Annotated in this window: 18 protein-coding genes, 1 tRNA gene and 1 rRNA gene; 11 read left to right on the top strand and 9 right to left on the bottom strand. The window is 45.7% G+C overall.

The genetic code is table 11. The features are described 5' to 3' along the window. Positions 1 to 85 precede the first annotated feature (85 nt). Together ACKLNH_RS05585 and rrf are read left to right on the top strand one after the other, a co-directional pair. A tRNA-Thr gene (locus tag ACKLNH_RS05585) sits at positions 86 to 161 on the top strand. A gap of 8 nt (positions 162 to 169) precedes the next feature. Then, positions 170 to 285, top strand: a 5S ribosomal RNA gene (rrf, locus tag ACKLNH_RS05580). A gap of 66 nt (positions 286 to 351) precedes the next feature. On the opposite strand, the gene ACKLNH_RS05575 is transcribed toward rrf, so the two are convergent. Continuing rightward, on the bottom strand, positions 352 to 750 hold the full coding sequence (locus tag ACKLNH_RS05575) for a hypothetical protein (protein WP_413111248.1): 399 nt from the start codon (positions 748 to 750) through the stop codon (positions 352 to 354). Between the two features lie 169 nt (positions 751 to 919). Here ACKLNH_RS05575 and metA point away from each other — a divergent pair, with 169 nt between their 5' ends. Together metA and metH are read left to right on the top strand one after the other, a co-directional pair. Next, positions 920 to 1,858 carry a homoserine O-succinyltransferase MetA gene (metA, locus tag ACKLNH_RS05570; protein WP_413111247.1) on the top strand — a complete coding sequence of 313 codons (939 nt, stop codon included), beginning with the start codon at positions 920 to 922 and terminating at the stop codon, positions 1,856 to 1,858. A 36-nt stretch (positions 1,859 to 1,894) separates the two neighbouring features. Continuing rightward, entirely contained in the window at positions 1,895 to 5,560 is a 3,666-nt protein-coding gene (gene metH / locus ACKLNH_RS05565; protein ID WP_413111267.1) for a methionine synthase, read from the top strand. Between the two features lie 377 nt (positions 5,561 to 5,937). Here the strand turns inward: metH and ACKLNH_RS05560 are convergent, their stop codons facing one another. Beyond that, positions 5,938 to 6,492 (bottom strand): YtfJ family protein, encoded by a 555-nt coding sequence (locus ACKLNH_RS05560; protein WP_413111246.1) that lies wholly within the window; start codon positions 6,490 to 6,492, stop codon positions 5,938 to 5,940. 302 nt (positions 6,493 to 6,794) lie between these two features. On the opposite strand from ACKLNH_RS05560, the gene ACKLNH_RS05555 reads away from it, so the two are divergent. Continuing rightward, positions 6,795 to 7,010: a DUF1107 family protein gene (locus ACKLNH_RS05555; RefSeq protein ID WP_413111245.1), complete on the top strand. Its 216-nt coding sequence runs from the start codon at positions 6,795 to 6,797 to the stop codon at positions 7,008 to 7,010. Positions 7,011 to 7,027: 17 nt separating this feature from the next. Here the strand turns inward: ACKLNH_RS05555 and msrA are convergent, their stop codons facing one another. Further along, positions 7,028 to 7,633, bottom strand: a complete 606-nt coding sequence (gene msrA, locus ACKLNH_RS05550) for a peptide-methionine (S)-S-oxide reductase MsrA (RefSeq protein ID WP_413111244.1) — start codon at positions 7,631 to 7,633, stop codon at positions 7,028 to 7,030. A 191-nt stretch (positions 7,634 to 7,824) separates the two neighbouring features. Here msrA and tamA point away from each other — a divergent pair, with 191 nt between their 5' ends. From tamA to ACKLNH_RS05535, 3 genes are read left to right on the top strand one after another with little or no spacing between them, the layout of a single operon-like run. After that, positions 7,825 to 9,531 (top strand): autotransporter assembly complex protein TamA, encoded by a 1,707-nt coding sequence (tamA, locus tag ACKLNH_RS05545; protein WP_413111243.1) that lies wholly within the window; start codon positions 7,825 to 7,827, stop codon positions 9,529 to 9,531. 2 nt (positions 9,532 to 9,533) lie between these two features. Next, on the top strand, positions 9,534 to 13,298 hold the full coding sequence (tamB, locus tag ACKLNH_RS05540) for an autotransporter assembly complex protein TamB (RefSeq protein ID WP_413111242.1): 3,765 nt from the start codon (positions 9,534 to 9,536) through the stop codon (positions 13,296 to 13,298). 24 nt (positions 13,299 to 13,322) lie between these two features. Continuing rightward, positions 13,323 to 13,691, top strand: coding sequence for a gamma-glutamylcyclotransferase family protein (locus ACKLNH_RS05535; protein ID WP_413111241.1), 369 nt, complete (start codon positions 13,323 to 13,325; stop codon positions 13,689 to 13,691). 103 nt (positions 13,692 to 13,794) lie between these two features. Here the strand turns inward: ACKLNH_RS05535 and ppa are convergent, their stop codons facing one another. Further along, positions 13,795 to 14,325 carry an inorganic diphosphatase gene (ppa, locus tag ACKLNH_RS05530; protein ID WP_413111240.1) on the bottom strand — a complete coding sequence of 177 codons (531 nt, stop codon included), beginning with the start codon at positions 14,323 to 14,325 and terminating at the stop codon, positions 13,795 to 13,797. Between the two features lie 158 nt (positions 14,326 to 14,483). Then, a complete protein-coding gene (gene fbp / locus ACKLNH_RS05525) occupies positions 14,484 to 15,500 on the bottom strand; it encodes a class 1 fructose-bisphosphatase (protein ID WP_413111239.1) in 1,017 nt (338 codons plus the stop codon). Between the two features lie 174 nt (positions 15,501 to 15,674). Between fbp and mpl the strand changes: the two genes are divergently transcribed. Both mpl and ACKLNH_RS05515 read left to right on the top strand, forming a co-directional pair. Continuing rightward, positions 15,675 to 17,030, top strand: a complete 1,356-nt coding sequence (gene mpl, locus ACKLNH_RS05520) for a UDP-N-acetylmuramate:L-alanyl-gamma-D-glutamyl-meso-diaminopimelate ligase (RefSeq protein WP_413111238.1) — start codon at positions 15,675 to 15,677, stop codon at positions 17,028 to 17,030. Further along, positions 17,020 to 17,652, top strand: a complete 633-nt coding sequence (locus tag ACKLNH_RS05515; RefSeq protein ID WP_413111237.1) for a flavin prenyltransferase UbiX — start codon at positions 17,020 to 17,022, stop codon at positions 17,650 to 17,652. Before mpl ends, ACKLNH_RS05515 begins: the two co-directional genes overlap by 11 nt. 13 nt (positions 17,653 to 17,665) lie before the next feature. On the opposite strand, the gene ACKLNH_RS05510 is transcribed toward ACKLNH_RS05515, so the two are convergent. From ACKLNH_RS05510 to argR, 4 genes are all read right to left on the bottom strand, one after another. Continuing rightward, positions 17,666 to 18,133 carry a universal stress protein gene (locus tag ACKLNH_RS05510; RefSeq protein ID WP_413111236.1) on the bottom strand — a complete coding sequence of 156 codons (468 nt, stop codon included), beginning with the start codon at positions 18,131 to 18,133 and terminating at the stop codon, positions 17,666 to 17,668. Positions 18,134 to 18,172: 39 nt separating this feature from the next. Then, entirely contained in the window at positions 18,173 to 20,743 is a 2,571-nt protein-coding gene (locus tag ACKLNH_RS05505; RefSeq protein ID WP_413111235.1) for a TRAP transporter permease, read from the bottom strand. A gap of 99 nt (positions 20,744 to 20,842) precedes the next feature. Next, positions 20,843 to 21,805: a TAXI family TRAP transporter solute-binding subunit gene (locus ACKLNH_RS05500; protein WP_413111234.1), complete on the bottom strand. Its 963-nt coding sequence runs from the start codon at positions 21,803 to 21,805 to the stop codon at positions 20,843 to 20,845. Between the two features lie 268 nt (positions 21,806 to 22,073). Next, a complete protein-coding gene (gene argR, locus ACKLNH_RS05495; protein WP_413111233.1) occupies positions 22,074 to 22,544 on the bottom strand; it encodes a transcriptional regulator ArgR in 471 nt (156 codons plus the stop codon). Between the two features lie 328 nt (positions 22,545 to 22,872). Here argR and mdh point away from each other — a divergent pair, with 328 nt between their 5' ends. Further along, positions 22,873 to 23,811, top strand: coding sequence for a malate dehydrogenase (mdh, locus tag ACKLNH_RS05490; RefSeq protein ID WP_413111232.1), 939 nt, complete (start codon positions 22,873 to 22,875; stop codon positions 23,809 to 23,811). Positions 23,812 to 23,900 lie beyond the last annotated feature (89 nt).

Below are 23,900 nucleotides of genomic sequence, written 5' to 3'. Positions count from 1 at the left end.
GCTTTTTACTTTTTAAAAGTGAAGACAAAAGAACAATATCGATATGAAGCAGTAATGACATAAGACTTTATAGCGATAACAATTTGCTGGTATAGCTCAGTTGGTAGAGCGCACCCTTGGTAAGGGTGAGGTCCCCAGTTCAAATCTGGGTACTAGCACCACAATTTTGTTCAGTGACCATAGCATTGTGGCACCACCTGATCCCATGCCGAACTCAGAAGTGAAACGCAATAGCGCCGATGGTAGTGTGGGGTCTCCCCATGTGAGAGTAGGACATTACTGAACACCCATTTAAAAACCCAGCTAATTAGCTGGGTTTTTTCGTTTATATCCCTACAAATCAATAAATAGTTATATTGCTTTTGCTTCCTCATGGTTTAGTTCATTGAGTAGGTCATCAAAGGCAGCGCGATTATGTTCTTTTAACCATTCGAGTTGCTGCTTAATCTTTCTACCGTTAACTTGATAGTGCCTTTCTTTGATGTTGTTGATCTCTTTTACCATTAGATGTAATTTTTCTGTTGTTTCTGAGTGGTGCTTCTGTTTGTCACATAGCTCTATTAATACGTCGGAGAGAATGCCAAGTTGCTTGCCATAGCTCGCGACTTCACAGATTGCTTTGCGCTCTATTTCTTTATTGCCGGCAAAATTAAACTCGTATGTAGGTGAAAGATATTGAAAATCTTGATTCACATTTCCACTCAGTGGGTAATTTAACGTACGTTGCCACCATAGATACCATGGGTGCATATCGACCTCCTTGTAACTTTTACACGACGATTTCTTCAGTTTAGATACAAAGGGTGGAAAGATGTTGTTCACATTTAGCTTCGCAGTTATTTCTTGCTCTTCGTCACAGATTAAGGTAGTTTTTAGGTATCTGGACGTCTAAACATCTTGCTAGCATGGAGTCGCTACAATGCCTATTAAAATTCCTGACCAGTTGCCCGCAACAGATATATTGCGTAATGAAAATATCTTTGTCATGTCAGAGCGGCGTGCTGCTAGTCAGGAAATTCGCCCACTGAAAGTTTTGCTGCTCAATTTGATGCCCAAAAAGATTGAAACCGAAACTCAATTTCTACGCTTGTTATCGAATAGCCCGCTTCAAGTTGATGTCGAGTTATTGCGTATTGATAATCGACCGACAAAAAACACGCCCACAGAACATCTCGATACTTTTTATCGTCAATTCGAGACGGTTAGGCAGCGCAACTTCGATGGTCTTATAGTGACAGGCGCTCCACTAGGATTGGTTCAATTTGAAGATGTTCTTTATTGGGAAGAGATTCAGGCTATTCTTTCATGGGCGAAAAGCCACGTTACGTCGACGATGTTCGTTTGCTGGGCGGCTCAAGCAGCACTTAATCTTCATTATGAATTACCCAAGCGAACACGAAAGGAGAAACTGTCCGGTGTATATCGTCATCAAATACATGGGCATCATCATGAGTTGTTGCGTGGATTTGATGATACATTTTTAGCCCCCCATTCTCGCTATGCTGACTTCTCTCCTGAATTTTTGGCTCAGCATACCGATTTAGATATTTTGGCGACATCTGACTTGGCGGGCGTGTATTTGGCAGCAACAAAAGATAAGCGCAATGTGTTCGTAACCGGTCACCCCGAATACGATTTAGACACATTAGCAAATGAATATGCACGGGATGTATCTCAAGGCATGGAGCCAATCATTCCGGTTAACTATTTTCCTGACGATAATCCAAGTAACCCACCAACAGCGAGTTGGCGTAGCCATGGGCATTTGTTATTTTCAAATTGGTTAAACTACTGTGTATACCAGCAAACCCCTTACGATCTAGACCACTTTTCTGAAGATAATTTCACTCGAGATTGATCTCATTACTGCGCAATAAGGAAGTAAAGCAACGTGATTACAACCAAGGACATAATTACACAGCGCCTCGCTGAGCAGATTCTGATCATTGATGGCGGCATGGGAACCATGATTCAAGGTTACAAGCTAAATGAATCGGATTACCGCGGTGAACGTTTCGCTGATTGGCATTGTGACCTAAAAGGTAACAACGACCTTTTGGTTTTATCTCAGCCAGAGATCATTAAAAGTATCCACTTACAGTACTTAGAGGCTGGAGCTGATATTGTAGAAACCAACACTTTTAACGCCACGACGATCGCCATGGCTGATTATGACATGGAGAGTTTGAGTGCTGAGATTAACTATCAGGCCGCAAAAATAGCTCGGGCAGCGGCTGATGAATGGACCGCGAAAACGCCAACGAAGCCTCGCTTTGTTGCTGGCGTGCTTGGGCCGACAAATCGCACTTGCTCTATTTCTCCGGATGTAAATGATCCTGGTTTTAGAAACGTCAATTTTGATCAGCTGGTTGAAGCGTATTCAGAGTCAACTCGTGCGCTTATTGATGGTGGCTGTGATCTAATTTTAATTGAAACAATTTTCGACACTCTAAACGCCAAGGCGTGCTCATTTGCGGTACAAAGTGTTTTTGAAGAGCGTGGTATAGAGTTGCCAGTGATGATTTCTGGCACCATTACAGATGCATCAGGTCGAACTCTCTCGGGACAGACAACAGAAGCTTTCTATAATTCAATGCGCCATGTGAAGCCTATCGCCTTTGGTTTGAACTGTGCATTGGGTCCAGATGAATTGCGCCAATATGTTGAAGAGCTGTCTAGAATTTCTGAGACTTATGTTTCTGCTCACCCGAATGCAGGTCTTCCTAATGCGTTTGGTGAGTATGATTTAGAAGCCGATGAAATGGCTCAGTACATTCAAGAGTGGGCTGAAAATGGCTTTTTGAACTTGGTCGGGGGGTGTTGTGGAACCACACCTGAACATATCCGCCGTATGGCAGAGGTTACTGCTAATGTGAAACCCAGAGCCTTGCCTGAGATTCCTGTCGCTTGCCGCTTATCAGGTCTAGAGCCTCTAACAGTTGCACCAGAGAGTCTGTTTATCAATGTCGGAGAGCGTACCAATGTTACAGGCTCGGCACGATTTAAACGATTGATTAAAGAAGAGCTTTACGATGAGGCGCTGGAGGTCGCTCGACAACAAGTTGAGGCGGGCGCTCAAGTGATCGACATCAACATGGATGAAGGCATGCTAGATGCGCAAGCTGCAATGGTACGCTTCCTGAATCTTTGCGCCACTGAGCCTGAAATTTCAAAAGTGCCAATTATGGTCGACTCCTCAAAATGGGAGATTTTGGAAGCGGGTTTGAAATGCGTGCAAGGCAAACCTATTGTGAACTCTATTTCTTTGAAAGAAGGCAAAGAAAAATTTGTTGAGCAAGCAAAACTCATTCGTCGTTATGGCGCAGCCGTTATTGTGATGGCGTTTGATGAGGAAGGGCAAGCCGATACCCGTGAGCGTAAAGTTGAGATCTGTACGCAAGCTTATCGCATTCTCGTTGATGAAGTGGGCTTTCCGCCAGAAGACATTATTTTTGATCCAAATATATTTGCTGTCGCTACCGGGATAGAGGAACACAACAACTACGCGGTCGACTTCATCGAAGCAGTAGGAGACATTAAACGAACGCTACCGCATGCGATGATTTCAGGCGGTGTCTCGAATGTCTCGTTTTCTTTCCGTGGTAATAACCCAGTGCGCGAAGCGATACATGCTGTTTTCCTCTATTACTGTTTTAAGAACGGTATGGACATGGGAATCGTTAATGCGGGTCAATTGGCTATTTATGATGACTTACCTGATGAACTGCGTGAAGCTGTTGAAGATGTTGTTCTCAATCGCCGTGATGATAGTACAGAGCGCCTGCTCGATATTGCTGATAAGTATCGCGAGAGTGGTGTCGCTCAAGAGGACACAACAGCGGCAGAATGGCGAGGTTGGCCTGTTGAAAAGCGTTTGGAGCATGCCCTGGTAAAAGGGATCACTGAGTTTATTGTTGAGGATACCGAAGAGGCGAGACAAGCTGCGAGTAAGCCATTAGAGGTTATTGAAGGTCCGCTCATGGCGGGAATGAACGTTGTTGGCGACCTATTTGGTGAAGGTAAAATGTTTTTACCGCAAGTGGTTAAATCCGCTCGCGTCATGAAGCAGGCTGTAGGCTATTTAGAGCCTTATATAAACGCAGCAAAACAAGCCGGTCAAACCAACGGTAAAATTCTCTTAGCCACAGTGAAAGGGGATGTGCATGATATCGGCAAGAACATTGTTGGTGTTGTGTTGCAGTGTAATAACTATGAAATCATCGATCTTGGCGTGATGGTATCTTGTGACACCATACTTAAAGTTGCTCGAGAAGAGAATGTAGATATCATCGGCCTGTCAGGCTTAATTACGCCATCACTGGATGAGATGGTACATGTGGCTAAGGAGATGGAACGTACTGGTTTTGATATCCCCTTATTGATTGGCGGTGCAACCACCTCTAAAGCACATACAGCAGTAAAGATTGAGCAAAACTACCATGGCCCTGTTGTGTATGTATCAAATGCCTCTCGCGCTGTCGGCGTCTGTTCTGCGCTTCTGTCAGAAGAGCAATATCCGGCATTTGTTGAACGAGTAAACAAAGAGCATGAAACGGTACGCGAACAACATAGCCGCAAAAAGCCACGCTCAAAACCAGTGAGTCTGGACATCGCCCGTGCTAACAAATATGTCATTGACTGGGCTGGGTATCAAACGTTTGCCCCAGTAAAGCCAGGCATTCACGTCTTTAATGATCACCCTATAGCAGAGCTGCGTCAGTATATCGATTGGACGCCATTTTTCATGACATGGTCATTAAGTGGGAAGTTTCCGCTTATTTTGCGTCATGAAGTGGTGGGTGAACAGGCGACCAAGTTGTATGAAGATGCCAATGCGCTACTTGACGTCATTGAGCGAGATGGAATGATTAAAGCCAATGGTGTGTGCGGCATCTTTCCTGCCAATGCGACCGAAGATGATATCGAAGTTTACACGGACGAGTCACGCGGTTCGGTTGCTAATGTGCTCTACCATTTGCGTCAGCAAACTGAGAAAGGCAAAGGGGCAAACTACTGTTTGTCAGACTTTGTTGCTCCCAAATCAAGTGGCAAAGCAGATTGGATTGGTGCGTTTGCGGTGACGGGTGGGATTGGTGAGCATGAGATAGCGGAACACTATAAAAAAGCCGGTGATGATTACAACGCGATCATGATTCAAGCAGTCGCTGACCGTTTAGCGGAAGCGTTCGCTGAATTGTTACATAAAAAAGTACGCACAGAGCTTTGGGGCTATGCGGCGAATGAGAACCTGTCGAATGATGAATTGATCCGCGAAAGGTATCAGGGTATTCGTCCAGCGCCAGGTTATCCTGCTTGTCCTGAACACACCGAAAAGGGCACGATATGGTCACTGCTTGATGTGGAAAATAACACGGGCATGTCATTAACCGAAAGCTATGCGATGTGGCCAGGGGCGGCTGTATCAGGCTGGTTCTTTTCACACCCTGAGTCACGCTATTTTGCTGTTGCTCAGATCCAAGATGATCAAGCGCAGGATTATGCGCAGCGTAAAGGTTGGTCTGAGGAGGAAGTGAGTAAATGGTTAGGGCCAAATTTATAATTATTACTGGAATTTTGCGATGAAAAGGGCCTCAGATGAGGCCCTTTTATTTTCAGCTTGTAAGGTGTTTTGTTACAAAAGTGCTGTAAATTTGATCTTAAACAACAAAGTGAGTGAAATGACTTGGCGTTAATTTAACCATTTTCTATTATTGATCACACAAATACATGGAGGTATAAAAGTGCAACTTATCAGACTCAGTAACACTGTGATTCTTATTAGCTATGTTGGCATACTGCTTATTTTAGCCAGTTACTTATAGCTATATCGTATGTAACCTGGCCATATCGATCTGTTTTGCTGTCTTCTTCTGTTGCGGTTTGCGGTTTGCGGTGACGAATAGTCGTTATCTAACAGCAAATGGTCGATAAGAAATGTTAATATAATGTATTGCTGATCAAGCTCACTACTTGTTCGATCTCTTCGTTGGATAGTTTACCTTCTTGGAAGTAGAGTACCTTACCAATTTGGTCAATAACAATAATGGCTGAATTTTTCTCACTTAGATCCCACGCGTTTTGAACCGCGCCATCTGCATCAAGAACCATTGAAGACCAAGAGAACTCTTGCTTGCTACTTTCTGCAGACGATTTTACAAAACCGCCAGTCCCCCATAACGCATCGTTTTGATTAATGATCGTAGTAGTTTGGTACTGCTCTGCTGGGAAGTCAGCCGCAGTAATGGCGTCCATTAGTGCAGAGTTCATTTCTTTTGCTGCACTGCGTCCAGCAATGGCTTGAATAACGCGTACTTTACCGCTTAGTTGTTCGGTATCCCAAGCTTGATAGCTTAGCGTGTCATCGTTGAACAAAATTTCGCCATGGGCCGAAACAGTGACGCTCGGTAAAGTTTCACCCAGTGAAATGTTAGTTGCAAAGGTAGTGGTAGAAAGTAGTGCAGTAAAGGCAAAAGTAAGAGTTTTTAGTTTCATGTTTGATATTTCCCAGTGTAGTTGCTGCGCTATTATTATGGCTAACGTTGCGACATCTGGTTTTACCAGTCTTGTTTTTAGTGAAATTTGCTGAAAAATTACTTTTCTACCTCACGAAATGCGCAATAATGTACCTGCACTGTAACATTTCGATAATAGATTCTAGGGATAATGCCTCTACATATAGCTCGAAGGAGAGGAGAGGCTGATTTGGTTCGAAACTTGCGTCATAGAGAATGGACTGTTTTTGTTAGCTCTGTAGTGATGCGACGGTCTGAACATATAGATAAGAGGAAGAGGCCATGACGTACAGAGAATTTACACACTTTCGACCTCAACAAATCGCCCGCTTTGTCAAAAGCTATTATAAAGGCTCATTTTCGATTCTCGGCATGGGGGAATTTAGCTTTGAACACGGGAAAGTAATGATGCCAGATAGCCTATTGCGTGAGCATTTGATGATCATGGCTGAAATTAACAAAGAAATCAAATTGTTAAGTAAAAGTCGTGCAGCGTAGGGAATGGTCAAAGAGAGCTATAACATCGGTATGCCCGTCCCTTTCAGGCCGCAATAACCATCAGGGTGCTTGCTGAGATATTGTTGATGATATTCCTCAGCAAAGTAGAAATCAGTTAAAGGCGTGATTTCCGTTGTGATAGGTGCTCGATTGGGCGAAGCCAAGGTGAGGGCTTGCTGATACTTAGCGCGACTGTCTATGGCGACTGCAAATTGAGTTGCGTTTTGGGTATAGATAGCAGAACGATACTGGGTTCCAGTATCATTGCCCTGCCGCATGCCCTGAGTGGGGTCGTGGTTTTCCCAAAATAGACGTAATAGCTGCTGCAGAGAGATAAGCGTGGGATTAAAGTGGATGAGAACAACCTCAGTGTGGCCAGTATTGCCAGTACATACCTCTCGATAAGTAGGCTGTATCGTCTCTCCGCCGCTGTAACCAACCGCTGTATTTAAGACACCAGGCTGCTGCCAAAATAGCCGCTCAGCCCCCCAGAAGCACCCCATTCCAACGACTAAAGATGTACCCGGTTGGGGCAGTGATGGATTAGTGCCCAAAACATGATGTAGATACTCAGCCGAGTCTATATTTGTGCTCTGTCTCTCGCTTAGGTTTTTTTTCCCCATTTTCTGCTGCTCTTTTTCGTGAAGTAACAAGCCTGTGTATTAACCTTACATCAACAAACAGTGTACATTTATAGCATGGTAGTAGAAGATGAAAATTTTTTGGGTTGATGCTGAGCTGTTATTTTTACAGCTTAGCGTATTAAGCATAGGTGTGCTTTTGTGTGTTTCTTTGGGGTTGAATTAAGTTGATTATGCGCTGGTTTTTTACTATTGGAATCAGTTTATTGCTAGGAAGCTTTCCCGTTGCGGCGAAGGTGATTTTTGACGTGAAAGGGTTAGACAGTGAGTTGAGACGTAATATTGAACTTTACCTAGCAACAGTCGAACAGCAACGGATCAGTAATTCAGAACGCTTTCGTAAGCAATTTAAAGGGGAGATGGATAATGCACTAAAAGCCCTTGGTTATTACTCGCCGCAATATCAGTTTGATGTACAACGTCAGCAAGATGATACCCGAGTGATAATTCATGTCGATCCAGGGCCGCCGACTCAAATTGTTGAATTAGATATTCAACTAATCGGACAACAAGATCCTGATCTTTTAGCGCTTATCACGGATAGCAAAATCGAAGTGGGCGAGCGACTGCATCATGGTAAGTATGAAGCATTAAAAGCTCAACTGCGCAGCACGGCATTAAAGAAAGGCTATTTTGACGCTAAGTTTATTGTCAGTGATTTGAAAGTCGCACCAAGTCGGCAGCAAGCTTTTTTGATCTTACGCTTTGAGACGGGACAGCGTTATCGTTTTGGCCCAACGATGATCATAGGCAGTCAAATTAAAGATGAACGCGTGCGCTCTCTTCTTCCTTATCGCCAAGGAGATAATTATTTAAGCGAGAACCTCGTTGAGTTAAATCAGGCGTTGTCTAACACCGGCTGGTTCGCGTCTATTTTCGTTGAGCCTAAAATCGAGCAGGCGCAAGACTACGCCATACCTGTTGTTGTGACACTATCCCCACAGGCTAAAAATCAAGTTGAGGTTGGTCTTGGTTATTCCACTGATGTGGGAGCAAGAATGCAACTTAACTGGAATAAGCCTTGGGTGCACACACGAGGACATAGCTGGAACACTAAAATGGAATTATCGGCGGTGCAGCCTAAAGTCGAGACGGTATATAAAATCCCACTCGACGATGTTAAGCGCGATTACTATCAGATTGTAGGTGGACTGCGCTATGTTGATAGCCATGACACCGTTAGTACAGAAATCAGTGCGGGCTTCGAGCGCCACTGGCGATTGGATTCTGGGTGGAAGCGAACAGCATCGATACGTTACCTGTATGAAGATTACAAACAAGGGGCTGATGAGCAGGGTCAGATGCAGTTGTTTGTGCCGGGATTGACGTATAGTCGCAACCGTACACGGGGGACGGGAATGCCAATGTGGGGCGATAGTCAGTTTATCTCATTTGAATATGCAGATCCTGCGTTAGGCTCAGATACCGAGATATTGCGCATGCGAGGACGAACGGGTTGGATTCGCAGTCTTGGTGATCGTCATCGCGGTTTATTAAAGGTGGACGGTGGCACGATTTTAGCTGACGGCATCTCTAACGTGCCGCCCTCCATGCGCTTTTTTGCTGGAGGGGATAATAGTTTGCGCGGCTATGGTTATGAGAGTATCGCACCGCGTGATAGTGGTGGGCAATTGCGTGGCGCGCGTCATTTGCTAACGACGACGTTGGAGTATCAATTGCGTGTTTATGGCAATTGGTGGTTGGCGGCTTTTTATGATTATGGTGATGCATGGAATAGGGCACCAGACTGGAAGAGTGGCGTTGGTGGGGGGATTCGTTGGTCCTCCCCGGTTGGTCCCGTGCGACTTGATGTTGGCTTTGGACTGGAGAATACATCCGATGATTATCGCATTCACTTTACCTTGGGGCCGGAGTTCTGATCATGGTACGTTGGTGTAAGTGGTTACTAATCACTGTCGGGTTTGTACTGCTACTACTGGCGGTGTTGTTTTGGTCGCTATTGATGACTCCGTTGGGTACGTCGCTACTGATATGGGCTGGTCCCAAGTGGGTTGATGGATTAACCATCGAGAAGGGAGAAGGGGCACTTCTCCAGCAGATTTCGTTGTCGGAATTGCGCTATGAAACGGCTGGGGTAGTTGTGTCACTAGCCCATAGCGATATCGCTTTGGATCGTGGCTGCTTATGGCAAAAGCAGCTGTGTATTTCGTCAATAAATGTTAGCGGTACTCATGTTGAAATCAGTGAAAGTACAGCAGATGTCCCGGCAGAAGAACTTTCGGTGGCAGAGCAACCTCTTTCTATTTCTGCTCCTTTCCCCATGTATCTCACTTCTTTGGTATTGGAAGACGTCACTTTAGATCTTGCTGATTATCATGTTACATGGAAGAGTTTGCGTTCAGGGCTTGAGTGGCAAGGAGAGGCCGTCTCTATCTCGCCAACTGTTTGGGATCAATTGTTGGTGGTATTGCCACCTTCTCCTTCCCCATCATCGGCCGATGAAGAAATGGAAAACTCTAGCTCAGTAGAAAATCCAGCCGATGATATAGCGCTGACATTACCCGAAGTGCGTTTTCCTGTGGGAATCGAGCTTGCAGAGCTGACTTTATTGTCAGCACGTATAGAGGGCACTGGAGAGCCAATAGAGGTTGATCGCTTAATTTTGGCAGCAGATGCCAACACACATCAATTAACGATCGATAGGTTGGATCTGGCAATGCCGCAAGGGCATGCTGAACTCAATGGGCAGATTTCTTTCCTTGGTGATTACCCATTGCAACTGGATGTGTCTCTGGAAACAGAGATGCAGCCTCTTCCTGCGCACCAAGTAACGTTAAATGCTCGAGGCAGTGTGGCTCAACTACAACTTTCAGGCGCACTCGAAGGCAAACTCGACCTGATGTTAGAAGCAGAGTTGCAGCCACTGTCTCCAGAGTTGCCATTTAACATCAAGGCAGTTAGTAAGCACTTACAGTGGCCGCTGGCCGACGCGGATTATCAGTTAAGTGAAACGCGCCTTTTGGCTAAGGGCTCCCTTGATGGCTATCATTTTGATGCTGAAACGCACTTTACTGGTCATGATATTCCCAGTGGCTCCGTTACCGCAAAGGGCAGCGGAACGCTGCAAGACGTCGTCATTGATGCATTAAGTGTTGAAGCGTTAGAGGGGAAGGTTGATGCCTCGGGTAAATTCGCCTGGCAGCCAGCGCTTAGTTGGGAAGCGGAGATTGATGCAGTAAGTATTAATCCTGAGGTGCTATTTGCTGATTTACCTGGGCGATTAAACGGACAGTTAACCACATCAGGTCAGTTGGCTTCTGATGGTGGTTACTCGCTCTCTATTCCTCGTGTACAAGTCAGCGGAGATCTCTTGGCGCTTCCATTAGATCTATCAGGGCAGTTGGCGATACAGGGAGATCAACTCCATGGCATGCCACAGATAATTAGTGAAGGACTCGCACTCAGTCATGGCAGTAATCGTATTCAAGTGGTAGGAAGTGTCGAGCAGCAGTGGGCTATGACGATGTCAATTTTTGCGCCAGATCTTGCCTCTTCAATACCGCAACTTCGTGGCTCAATTGAAGGGGATATCGAGGCTGTAGGCACACTGTTATCTCCTCAGTTGACACTAAATCTTGCCGCTGAGCAGTTAGGCTATGCGGATGCGTTTACCAGTCAGACATTAACACTGCGAGGAGATATTGCCAGCTTGTCGCCAGCCAGTGCGGCATTACGCTTATCAGCGAGTGGGGTAGGGTTGGCCGATAGTGCGGACTTTGAACAGGTCAATGTGGCCCTAAATGGATCGGAAGCGGCACATCAACTGACCCTTGAATTGCAAGGCGAGCCTGTCAATGTCGCCATTGTTGTCGAGGGGGCATTGCAACGCGAAGAGGGTTGGAATGGCGCATTAAAGCAAGGGCAAATTGATACCTTGCTGGGGAGATGGGTCATAGATACACCAGCTAAAATTGATGTTGGTTTTGCGCAGGGGCAGGTCATCGTGAGTGATCACTGTTGGCGTCAAAATGATGCCAGTATCTGTTTGACGAAACCAGCAGAGCTTGCCCAACAAGGTGAGGCTGCAATCAATATCAGTCAGTTTGATGTTGCTAAAATTGCTCGTTTTATCCCAGAGGCTTATCAATTTAAGGGAGATATCTTTGCTGATGTCATCGCGGCTTGGTCGCCAAACGGCTCTCCAGAAATAGAAGCTAAGTTGCGTTTACCACCCGGGGAGGTTTACCTCGTTGATTATGACTTTCGACAATCATGGCGGCGGATTGTGTTGGATGCCAACCTAAAACGCGATCAGTTAGATGGTCGTTGGCTGGTTGACTTGGCAGACAATGGTGTTTTAAGTGGGGATCTGATGTTGGATGGCTTAACCCAGCAGCCGCTCGAGAGTCAGCAAATCACGGCAAGCTTGAACATTGATGCTATCTCTTTAGATATGCTAATGCCATTAGTCGAAGATTACAGCACATTAGCCGGAGAGCTAAATAGTCAATTGGCACTGACAGGTTCTATATTGCAGCCAGCAGTCGAAGGCAGTATTGCGGTTAGCGGGTTGATGGCACAAGGTGCAGAGGTGCCATTTGAAGTTGAAACTGGCACGATAAACTTACTGATGCAAGGCTATAAAGGGAAGCTCTCAGGCAACATTATCACTCCAGATGGACAATTAGATTTGCAAGGAATGGCGAATTGGGAAGATCTGTCGGCGTGGTCAACTGAGCTAAACGTTAAAGGGGACCGCCTAAATGTGGTAATCCCTGCATTAGTGAATATGGAAGTATCGCCAGATTTAAAGATCAGTGCTGTTCCGAATCGAGCTCAAATCAGCGGCTCTGTTGATATTCCTTGGGCGAGAATCAATATTGAATCAGTCCCCCCCACAGCGGTTGGCGTATCGGAAGATGAGATTTTGTTGGATGACGACCTTCTCCCAGTAGAGAGTAATGTATCATCGCCGTTGGCGATTGATACGCAAGTGTTTGTTAATCTTGGTGATGATGTTTCACTACGTGCCTTTGGATTAAACGGCAATCTTAAAGGGCAGCTAAATGTGAGACAAAATGACAAAGGTCAACAGGTGGTTGGTGATATCTATGTAAACAATGGTGTTTATCGGGCTTTTGGACAAGAACTATTGATCAATGAAGGCAAGATGGCCTTTAGTGGTGCGCCTGATCTGCCTTATTTGCAAATAGAAGCGATTCGGAACCCAGACAATACAGAGGATGATGTAATTGCGGGCGTTAGAGTGACTGGAACGGCAGATAGCCCAGAGCTGAGTGTTTTCTCGGACCCTGCTATGCCGCAACAGAACGCGCTTTCTTATCTTCTTCGAGGACGTAATATTGATGCTGAAGATAATGGTTCGATGATGACGTCAGCAATGATTGGTTTAGTGTTATCGCAAAGTGGTCAAGTGGTCGGCAATATAGGCCAAGCATTTGGCGTGCAAGATCTAACCTTAGACACCTCGGGAACTGGTGATGATTCCCAAGTGACGGTGAGTGGATATATTGCTCCGGGCCTGCAAGTGAAGTATGGCGTAGGTATCTTCAATTCATTGGCAGAATTTACAGTGCGTTACCGTTTAATGAAAGACCTGTATATTGAGGTTGTGTCAGGATTAGACAGTGCGGTTGATATTCTATACCAATTTGAATTTGATTAGTCTAACACATTGATATAGAGGTAAATGGTGACAATGCGAGTTTTTGTCTATGGTACATTGCGAACAGACCAAGTGAATCATTATTGGTTAGAAGAGGCGCATTTGCTGGGTCGTTGTGTGCTCAAAGGCGGGTGGCGTTTGTATGATCTCGGACTTTACCCAGCGGTTGTAGAAGATGCCGATGTTAAACGATCATTAACAGGGGAAGTGTATCAGGTAACAGCAGAGCAATTGGCAAAATTAGATGAACTTGAAGAGTACCCAACACTCTATGGGCGCAAAGAGGTGGATACCCCATTGGGGCGTGCCTGGATCTATTATTATCAGTTACTAGACGAGTATGTAACTGAAATTAAAGCTGGGGACTGGTGTCAGTATACGCCATTAAACTAAATTAACGATACTGCCAAGGTGATTGCGATAAAGCGAAGAGCTGTCGTAGATTGAACATCTCTTCGCTTCAGTTTTTAATGATAGGTCTCAATATAGTCGGCGACTATTTTTCCTGTGCTCGTGCATAAGAGCTTAAGATCTCTTCCTTTGCGGCAGCGGCATCTGCCCACCCTTCAACTTTAACCCACTTACCTGTCTCTAGCTCTTTATAGCGCTCAAAGAAATGGGTAATTTGTGCTTTTAATAGCTCAGGCAGATCTGTGACATCTTGGATATGATCATACTCTTTGCTGATCTTGCTATGTGGTACAGCGAGCACTTTAGCATCTTCACCAGACTCGTCGGTCATCTTTAATACACCGACAGGACGGCAGCGGATAACCGCTCCAGGTACGAGGGGGTAGGGTGTTGGAACCAACACATCGACGGGATCGCCATCGAGCGATAGGGTATGATTGACATAACCATAGTTACATGGGTAAAACATTGGCGTCGACATAAATCGGTCAACAAAAATAGCCCCACTATCCTTGTCCACTTCGTACTTAATAGGATCGGCATTGGCCGGAATTTCAATCACAACATAGATGTCTTCAGGTAGATTTTTTCCTGCGGGGACCTGATTCAAGCTCATAGCATTTTCCTTTTGATGGTCTGGTTGTTGCCGGGTTGTTAATTATAGCGACAAATTCAAGAAAAAACACCGATATGTCGCAGACTTAAGGTGGCTATCTAAGAAGTGATATAGGGCAGTACATTGTTGTGCTGCCCTGGGTTGGAAATGTCGAGAGATTAAGCGTTATTCGGGTTATTTTCTAAAAAGTCTTCGACTTTATTGACCATATCGGTTGAGCCAACAAAAAATGGTACTCGCTGATGCAATTCTGTTGGTTCGATATCGAGAATACGTTGGCAACCATCACTGGCTTTGCCACCGGCTTGTTCCATCAATAACGCCATGGGGTTGCATTCATAGAGAAGGCGAAGCTTACCTTGTGGGTGGCTTGCAGTGCTTGGATAAAGGTAGATTCCACCTTTGAGTAAGTTACGGTGAAAATCAGACACTAATGAGCCGATATAGCGTGACGTGTACGGGCGGTTATCTTCAGGAACATTCTCCTGACAATACTTGATGTATTTTTTGACACCATTAGGGAAACGAATGTAATTACCTTCGTTAATTGAGTAGATTTGACCCTGTTGTGGGATCGTCATACGCTCGTGAGAGAGACAGAAGACGCCAAGGGATGGGTCATAGGTAAAGCCGTGAACGCCGTTGCCCGTGGTATACACTAGCATGGTGGATGAACCATAGATAATGTATCCGGCCGCCACTTGTTGATGGCCTGGCTGTAGAAAATCCGCTTTAGTGGCTGGTGTGCCAACAGGAGAGACACGACGATAGATAGAAAAAATCGTCCCAACCGAGACGTTAACATCGATATTAGATGAGCCGTCTAATGGATCCATCAATACGACATATTTGGCGTTGCGGTTGAGCTCTTTGTTGAATACAACCTCATTATCTTCTTCTTCACTGGCGACACCACAGACTTGATCGCGGGCTTCTAGGGCTGCTTTAAATTTATCGTTAGCGTAGAGGTCGAGCTTCTGCTGTTGCTCACCTTGTATATTCTCGTTTCCAACGCTACCAGTAATATCTACTAGTCCTGCTTTGTTAATTTCACGGTTAACGATTTTGGCAGCGAGCTTTATCGAGCCAAGTAACGATGATAATTCTCCACTTGCGTGAGGAAAATCATGTTGCTTGTCGACAATAAACTCGCCAAGCGTTTTAATATCGGACATAGCCTATCCTTAGTTTTATGTTGTTTTTATGACAAAGGGCTGCGATACAGATTGAGGAAGCAACCCAAAGAGGGTGTTTCTAGTTATGATTGTTGTCTACATAATTGTACCAGATGAACTTTTTATGAGTATTAAAGTAACTGGGTGGTATTTGGAGTTTAGCGGAAGGAAACTATGCATATACACATATTAGGGATTTGTGGCACATTCATGGGAGGGGCGGCGATTTTAGCACGTCAATTGGGGCATAAAGTCACAGGAAGCGATGCCAATGTCTATCCGCCAATGAGCACTCAGCTTGAAGAGCAGGGGATTGAAATTACGCAAGGATTTGACCCGGAGCAACTGCATCCTGCGCCGGATTTAGTGGTGATTGGAAATGCGATGAGCCGCGGAAACCCTTGCGTAGAGTATGTGTTGAACCACAATTTATCTTATACTTCTGGGCCACAGTGGCTACATGAGATGCTACTCAAAGAGCGCTGGGTGCTGGCCGTTTCTGGTACGCATGGTAAGACAACAACGGCCAGTATGTTAAACTGGATATTGCGCTATAACGACTACAATAATGGCTACCTGATTGGTGGGGTTCCGGGCAACTTTGAAACATCGGCCTGTCTTGGCGAAAGTATGTTCTTTGTGGTTGAAGCGGACGAATATGATAGTGCTTTTTTTGATAAGCGTTCTAAGTTTGTACACTATCACCCACGCACCTTAGTGATCAATAATCTTGAATTTGATCATGCGGATATATTCAATAATATCATGGATATACAAAAGCAATTTCATCACCTTATACGTACGGTTCCCGGTAATGGAAAGGTAATTTATCCACAAAATGTGGCGGCTATTGATGAGATGCTTGCCATGGGGTGCTGGAGTGAGACAGAAACTCTCGGTCATCATTGGCAGTATCAGCTGATAAAAGCAGACGGCAGTGAATTTGATGTCTGCTTTAACGAGAATGTTGTTGCTCGAGTGACGTGGGACTTGATTGGTGAGCATAACGTTAAAAATGCCATGATGGCGATCGCCGCGGCGCGACATGTTGGCGTTACGGCAAAAAATGCGTGTGAAGCGCTGACTTATTTTGTTAATACCAAACGTCGATTAGAGTTACGTGGTGTGGTTAATCAGATTGAAGTCTATGATGATTTTGCGCATCACCCGACGGCCGTTGAAACAACGATTGATGGCTTGCGGCGACGAGATGCGGCGCGTCGTATTATTGCGATTTTAGAGCCGCGTTCAGCGACGATGAAGCGTGGTACACATCAAGGCAAGCTGGCTCCCGTGCTCTCTAAAGCCGATATTGTTTGCTTATATCATCCTGATTCCGTGACATGGCTGAAAGATGAAGCGCAGCAATGTTCTGTGCCGACGACGTTATATTCTGAGGTGAATCAGCTAGTGGCTGAGGTTGTTGCACAGGCTCGCCCAGGTGATCAACTGTTGGTGATGAGTAATGGGGGCTTTGGTGGGATTCATGAGAAGTTGCTGTGTGCATTGAAGGATAAATATGATGGATAAAAGGATTACTGTCGCATGGACAGGGGCATCCGGTGCGCCTTATGGATTGCGTCTATTGGAGTGCTTGTTGGCAGCGGACTATCAAGTTTATCTGCTAATCTCCTCAGCTGCTCGTGTGGTTTTGGCAACAGAACATGGTTTAAAATTGCCAGCTAGTGCGGAAAGTGCGCAGGCGCTATTGCAGCAACACTTTAATTTGTCATCAGACAATCAGTTGGTGGTGTGTGGGAAAGAGGATTGGTTCTCTCCGGTCGCATCGGGTTCAGCCGCGCCTAAGTCAATGGTGGTATGCCCTTGCTCAACCGGGTCATTGGCTGCGATTGCATATGGCATGTCTGACAACTTATTGGAGCGTGCCGCAGATGTGGTACTGAAAGAACGTGGCCAACTGATGCTGGTGGTACGTGAAACGCCACTGTCAACATTGCATTTAGAGAATATGACCAAGCTGTCAAAAATGGGTGTAACGATTATGCCTGCGGCACCTGGCTTTTATCATCAACCTGATTCGATTGAAGACTTAGTCGATTTTATGGTTGCGCGCATTCTCGATCATCTTGGTATTGAGCAAGGATTGGTGCCGCGCTGGGGGTATGATCAGCGCAAAAAAAAGGAACCGTGAGGTTCCTTTTTTACTATACGAGCTCGTCTTCTTCGGGGGGGAGCGCACCTTGTGGCTTGACGATTAAGACGTTAATCATCGAATTTTCCACTACTTTTGCAGCAACAGAGCCAAGCATGGCTTTATCTAACCTAGAGCGTTTATGGCTTGGCATGATAATTAGATCTGCACCGAGTCTTTCTGCATAGTCGAGGATGGTGGCATAAGGCTTACCTTCCGCGATATGAGTTTGATAAATAAGCTCTTCAGGAATAAAGTTTTCAGCAAATAGGGTGAGCTGTTGCTGGGTATCTTGTTTCATCTTCTTAACAGCATTCGCTGGAAAGTAGCTCGACACCATCGACATATGGACACCGGGCAATACGTTCAGCAGATGGATATGTGCATTGCTGTGCTTGGCATGCCAAACGGCCAATTGTACTGCTTTATCAGCAAACCCTTTTTCATTTAGGTCGACTGGGACCAATATCTGTTTGTACATAGGATTATTCCCATTGTGAGGGTGTGTCACCCCCGTTTATTATTGTTCGCTTTGTAGCTTAGCGGCACGGCGGCGCTGATTCCAGCCTAATAGTGTTAGAAAGAGTAGACTTGGTACAAATACCCACTCTTTCATAGGACGTTCGACTGGCAAGCTCACTTCAGTGATCTCCCAGTCGAAGTCAATACCAGCGGCTTCAGCACTACTCCCAAACTCCACCATATCAACTAAGATGCGGCCATCATCTTCTTCAATGAGCATTAAGCCCGTAGATGCAATGCGCTCTTCTGCCCCAACGACATTTTCATCAAAGGGAAGCAAAACATGCTTACTGATGATATTGCCTTCTAAATTTTCGCCACTGACTTGCAACTCGAGTGGTGTGCCAATCGGCAACTGTCCAGCAACACGGCTGATTTCGTGACCAGCCAAGACAAGTTTCGGCTCGTAGACCTTATCCCACCAAAAATCAGGGCGGAGTAACGAGAAGGTAATGATTAATAGTGCAATGGTTTCCCACCAGCGTGTCTTTGTGAACCACCAACCTTGAGTGGCAGCAGAAAAGGTTAGCATCGCAATGATTGCAGAGCTTACCGTTAAAAAGAGGTGCCAAAGATTATCGATGTTCATTAATAACAGCTGGGTGTTGAAGATGAACATAAAGGGCAGTATGGCGGTGCGTATGTCGTAGGTAAAACCTTGGATACCGGTTCTGATCGGATCGGATTTAGCTATAGCCGCGGCCGCGAAAGCGGCAAGCCCCACTGGTGGGGTATCGTCAGCAAGAATTCCAAAATAGAACACGAACAGATGTACGGCGATCAATGGAATAATAAGGCCATTTTGCGCACCTAAGGTCACTATTACGGGCGCCATGAGCGTTGAAACCACAATATAGTTTGCGGTTGTCGGTAACCCCATCCCTAAGATCAAGCTGATTAGAGCGGTAAATAATAACATTAACATGATATTACCGCCGGAAATGAACTCGACGAAGTCGGTCATAACCAGACCAATCCCAGTCAGGGTAACCACCCCAACAACAGTGCCAGCCGCAGCCGTGGCGACCCCGATACCAATCATGTTGCGTGCCCCAGAGACAAGGCTGCCTAAAAGATCCTCGATACCATGTCTGCAAGCTGCGGCAAGCGTCGTCTCCTTGCTAAACCATGCTAACAGCGGACGCTGGGTTAACAGAATGAAAATCATGAACATGGTGGCCCAAAAAGCGGATAGCCCAGGTGAAAAACGCTCGACGGTTAAACACCACACTAAAACAACGATCGGCAACAAGAAATAGAGCCCAGATTTTAGCGTTGGACCGGGGTCTGGTACCTCTGTTAGGGTTTCTGTCGGTGTCTCTGCGATATGTTGGTAGCGTGCAGCGATACGCACCAAGGCGATATAGGCAATGATAACCACGACAGCAATAAGTGGTGTTGCAGCTGCGCCAAAGGCATCTTTAGTCCAGCCCACACCATAGTAGACAGCGGCACTGATCACGAACAGCCCCAAGATGGTGCCAAAGAAAGAGAGCAAGCTGGCCGCTAATGTGGGCTTATGACGACGAGGTAGTCCCGACATTCCCGCTTTACAAGCTTCTAAGTGGACAATGTAGAGTAGTGCAATATAGGAGATGAGAGCGGGAAGCAATGCGGCTCTTATAACCTCGACATAGGAGATGCCGACATATTCCACCATCAGAAAGGCAGCAGCACCCATGATAGGTGGAGTCAATTGGCCATTGGTCGATGCTGCCACTTCAACGGCGCCCGCTTTCGTGCCGGGAAAGCCGACTTTCTTCATTAGTGGGATGGTAAAGGTGCCAGTAGTGACCACATTGGCAATCGATGAGCCAGAGACCAACCCCGACAGGCCCGATGCGACGACTGCTGCTTTAGCTGGGCCTCCTCGCATATGACCAAGCAGAGAGAATGCGACTTTAATAAAGTAGGCACCAGCCCCCGCTTTTTCGAGCATGGCTCCAAACAGAACAAATAAAAAAACGAAGGATGTAGACACGCCAAGTGCGACACCAAAAACCCCTTCAGTGGTTAGCCAAAGGTGCGACATGGCTTTGTTTAGGCTGGCGCCTTTATGCGCGATGACGTCCGGCATATGCGGTCCGCCAAAGGTATAGAGTAAAAATACAGCAGCAACGACCATAAGTGGCGGGCCAAGTGCTCGTCGTGTCGCTTCAAGCAGTAAGATCATCCCTGTGACAGCAACAACGATATCGACTTGTGTTGGTGCACCAGAGCGACCAGATAACGATTCATAAAATAGGAAAATATAAGCCGCAGAAAAACTGCCGGCCAATGCTAGCAACCAATCTATTGCCGGTATATGCTCTCGTGGAGAGCGCGAAAATGCAGGATAAGCGGTAAAAGCGAGGAAAATAGCGAACGCGAGATGAATCGATCTTGCTTCAGTATCATTAAGTACACCAAAGTTGAAAATAAACGGCAGTGGTGACGCATACCAAAGTTGAAAGAGTGACCAGCATAGCGGGATCAGCCAGAGAATCTGGCCTGCGAGACCATGGGGGCTTCGGGCGCCAGTATCCGCTTGAGCCACCATATCCTGCACGTCAGAGGTAGATTTTGCCATAGAGCATCCTTGGTCAACATTATGCAAAAGGATTAGAACAGTACGAAAGATCAAAAGGGGCATCAAAGCCCCTTTAATCATAGACGGAGATGAGTTAAGTTAAAGTAACCCAGCTTCCTTGTAGAACTTTTCGGCACCTGCATGTAACGGAATAGAGAGTCCCTCTTGAACCATGTCGGCTTTCTTCAGGTTGGCGAATGCGGGGTGAAGGCGCTTAAAAGTGTCAAAGTTATCAAACACCGCTTTAACGGCCTGGTAGACAACTTCATCGCTAACATCTGCGGTGGTGACGAGCGTTGCTGCTACCCCAAAGCTATTTACCTCATTCTCAGTACCACGATACATTCCTGCAGGTAAGGTGCTAAATGCATAGTAAGGCGTGTCGGCAACGATACGATTGATCGCGTCACCAGTGGCAGAGATCAATTTTGCATCGCAGGACGTGGTGGCTTCTTTGATGGCACCATTTGGGTGTCCAACCACATAGACATAAGCATCGATTTTGTTATCGCATAGGGCTTGAGAGCGCTCGGACCCTTTTAGTTCTGACGCTAGGCGGAAGTCTGATGGCGTCCATTCCATAGCATCCATCACCACACTCATAGTGGCTCGGTCACCTGAGCCTGGATTACCGATATTAACGCGTTTCCCTTTTAGATCTGCTAAGGTTTCTATCCCAGCATCTGCTCGGGCGATAATATTAAAGGGTTCGGTATGTAAAGAGAACACGGCGCGAAGTTTAGGGTAAGGGCCTTGTTGCTCAAATTTGCTGGTTCCATGGTAGCCATGATATTGCCAGTCAGATTGAACGATGCCAAAGTCCAGTTCTTGAGAGCGCATAGTGTTAACGTTATAAATCGAGCCACCCGTTGATTCAACAGAGCAGCGAATATTGTGCTCAGCGCGACTCTTATTGATTAGTCGGCAAATAGCACTGCCCGTTGGGTAGTAGACGCCGGTAACAGAACCGGTACCGATAGTGACAAATTCCTGACTGCTCCATGCTGGCAGGCTTGTTAGTGCGACAGCAAGTATTGCTGACACTGTGGCGAGTTTAGTCATAACTAGTCCTTATTATGATGGATTGATAACTACCTTTATGTTGCGGTTTTGTGTAACCCCTGTATGGAATTAATTTGGCGATTTTACTGTTTTTTAACGACAAATAAAGTAAAAACAGTGAAGTGTAGTTGAAAGTTGTGCTTGGGAACAACTTAACCCAATATTGCTAAGGGTTTATTGAAGTATGACAAAAGGGCAAAAAAGGGCGGAAATAAATGGTCAAAGTAAGCGTTGGCAAGCCTGGTTCGACTTGCCAAAAGAGATCAGCTTAAACGCTAAATTCAAACAGTTCACACACTGAGTCAAATAGCTCTTTGGTGCTCATGTCCATCGTTGGGGTGATAAAGATAGTATCATCGCCAGCAACAGCACCTAAGATGCCTTCTGCTTTACCCAACGAGTCGAGTAAACGTGCAATCAATTGCGCAGCGCCTGGTCCGGTATGGATAACAACCAGTGCATTGTTGTAGCCGATATCCATCACCAGTTCACGTAGTGAGCTAGAGGTGGTAGGCACGCCAAGCTCTATTGGAAGGCAATAGACCATTTCCATTTTGGCGTTACGAGTACGAACAGCACCAAACTTGGTCAGCATACGAGAGACTTTAGATTGATTGATATTATCAAATCCTTGTCCTTTCAGTGCTTCAACAATTTCGCCCTGAGAACTAAATTTTTCTTCTTTTAGAATCGCTTTAAACGCTTTTACTAAGCGTTCCTGTTTGTCAGCACTTCGCATATCTAATAAAGGTTCTTATTGAATAAGTTAAGATCTCATTTTGGCACATTGCGCGGTAAACAGGCAATGAAAACCAGTATGAGAGCACGGATTAGCTAGCATTATAGTGCCACAAGGTGCATAAAGTGTAATTAAACTTGACTAAAAATGCGAGATTGATTGGCGTTCATGAAATTAGGTTTGTTGAATTGCTGTAGCACGTATATTATCCGCTTTGCGTAGGGTCGCAAAGCAAGCGTTGTGTGATTGTAATTGTCATGGGCTTACTATACCGTTTGAATTAGATTTAGAAATCGTAAAACCGAGTATTTTACAAGGAGAATTGATAATGAAAGTTGCTGTTATTGGTGCTGCTGGCGGCATTGGACAAGCGTTAGCGTTGTTACTGAAAAATCAATTACCAGCAGGATCTGATCTTGCTTTGTATGATATTGCCCCGGTTACTCCAGGGGTTGCTGTTGACTTGAGCCATATACCAACCCCGGTGTTGGTAAAGGGCTACTGTGGCGAGGATCCAACACCTGCGCTAGAGAATGCGGATGTTGTTTTGATTTCAGCGGGTGTTGCACGTAAGCCTGGCATGGATCGTGCTGATCTGTTTAATGTCAATGCAGGGATCGTTAAGTCATTAGCTGAAAAAATTGCGGTAGTATGCCCGAAAGCATTGGTCGGTATCATTACTAACCCAGTAAATACAACCGTTGCCATTGCTGCAGAAGTACTGAAAAAAGCAGGGGTATATGATAAGCGCCGTTTGTTTGGTGTTACGACGCTGGATGTGATCCGTTCTGAAACTTTTGTCGCACAACTAAGAGGCAAAAATCCAGCGGATGTCACCGTTCCGGTTATTGGTGGTCACTCAGGTGTCACTATCTTGCCTCTACTGTCTCAAGTTGAAGGTATTGAGTTTACTCAAGATGAAATTGAATCACTGACTCCGCGAATTCAAAATGCAGGCACTGAAGTGGTTGAGGCGAAGGCGGGTGGCGGTTCAGCAACATTGTCAATGGGTCAGGCGGCATGCCGTTTCGGTCTGTCACTAGTAAAAGCATTGCAAGGTGAAGCTGACGTTGTTGAGTGTGCGTATGTTGAAGGCAGTGGTGAGCATACACGTTTCTTTGCGCAACCAGTATTACTAGGCAAAGATGGCATCGAAGAGGTACTGAGCTACGGTGAGTTGAGTGCTTACGAGAAAGCAGCACTAGATGGAATGATGGAAACCCTACAAGGTGATATCGTTAAAGGTGAAGAGTTTGCTGCCAAGTAAGCGACACTAAACCTAAATAAAAAAAGCGGCAGTGAGCCGCTTTTTTTGTCTAAGTAGGATCAGTTAAGCTCAACCTTAGGGCTAGACGA

Origin of the sequence: Thaumasiovibrio clandestinus (assembly GCF_047250365.1) — a bacterium.
In the GTDB taxonomy this organism is placed as follows: domain Bacteria; phylum Pseudomonadota; class Gammaproteobacteria; order Enterobacterales; family Vibrionaceae; genus Thaumasiovibrio.
Note: the sequence above shows the minus strand (reverse complement) of the source record. Positions and strands in the feature narration are given on the sequence as shown.

Excerpts from the sequence above, each read along its gene's own strand:
- metA (WP_413111247.1), top strand. The coding sequence starts at position 920 with ATGCCTATTAAAATTCCTGACCAGTTGCCCGCAACAGATATATTGCGT.
- ACKLNH_RS05500 (WP_413111234.1), bottom strand. The coding sequence starts at position 21,805 with ATGACTAAACTCGCCACAGTGTCAGCAATACTTGCTGTCGCACTAACA.
- mdh (WP_413111232.1), top strand. The coding sequence starts at position 22,873 with ATGAAAGTTGCTGTTATTGGTGCTGCTGGCGGCATTGGACAAGCGTTA.
- ACKLNH_RS05515 (WP_413111237.1), top strand. The coding sequence starts at position 17,020 with ATGATGGATAAAAGGATTACTGTCGCATGGACAGGGGCATCCGGTGCG.
- ACKLNH_RS05575 (WP_413111248.1), bottom strand. The coding sequence starts at position 750 with ATGCACCCATGGTATCTATGGTGGCAACGTACGTTAAATTACCCACTG.
- ACKLNH_RS05510 (WP_413111236.1), bottom strand. The coding sequence starts at position 18,133 with ATGTACAAACAGATATTGGTCCCAGTCGACCTAAATGAAAAAGGGTTT.
- tamA (WP_413111243.1), top strand. The coding sequence starts at position 7,825 with ATGCGCTGGTTTTTTACTATTGGAATCAGTTTATTGCTAGGAAGCTTT.
- ACKLNH_RS05505 (WP_413111235.1), bottom strand. The coding sequence starts at position 20,743 with ATGGCAAAATCTACCTCTGACGTGCAGGATATGGTGGCTCAAGCGGAT.
- ACKLNH_RS05560 (WP_413111246.1), bottom strand. The coding sequence starts at position 6,492 with ATGAAACTAAAAACTCTTACTTTTGCCTTTACTGCACTACTTTCTACC.
- argR (WP_413111233.1), bottom strand. The coding sequence starts at position 22,544 with ATGCGAAGTGCTGACAAACAGGAACGCTTAGTAAAAGCGTTTAAAGCG.
- mpl (WP_413111238.1), top strand. The coding sequence starts at position 15,675 with ATGCATATACACATATTAGGGATTTGTGGCACATTCATGGGAGGGGCG.
- msrA (WP_413111244.1), bottom strand. The coding sequence starts at position 7,633 with ATGGGGAAAAAAAACCTAAGCGAGAGACAGAGCACAAATATAGACTCG.
- ACKLNH_RS05555 (WP_413111245.1), top strand. The coding sequence starts at position 6,795 with ATGACGTACAGAGAATTTACACACTTTCGACCTCAACAAATCGCCCGC.
- fbp (WP_413111239.1), bottom strand. The coding sequence starts at position 15,500 with ATGTCCGATATTAAAACGCTTGGCGAGTTTATTGTCGACAAGCAACAT.
- ppa (WP_413111240.1), bottom strand. The coding sequence starts at position 14,325 with ATGAGCTTGAATCAGGTCCCCGCAGGAAAAAATCTACCTGAAGACATC.
- ACKLNH_RS05535 (WP_413111241.1), top strand. The coding sequence starts at position 13,323 with ATGGTGACAATGCGAGTTTTTGTCTATGGTACATTGCGAACAGACCAA.
- tamB (WP_413111242.1), top strand. The coding sequence starts at position 9,534 with ATGGTACGTTGGTGTAAGTGGTTACTAATCACTGTCGGGTTTGTACTG.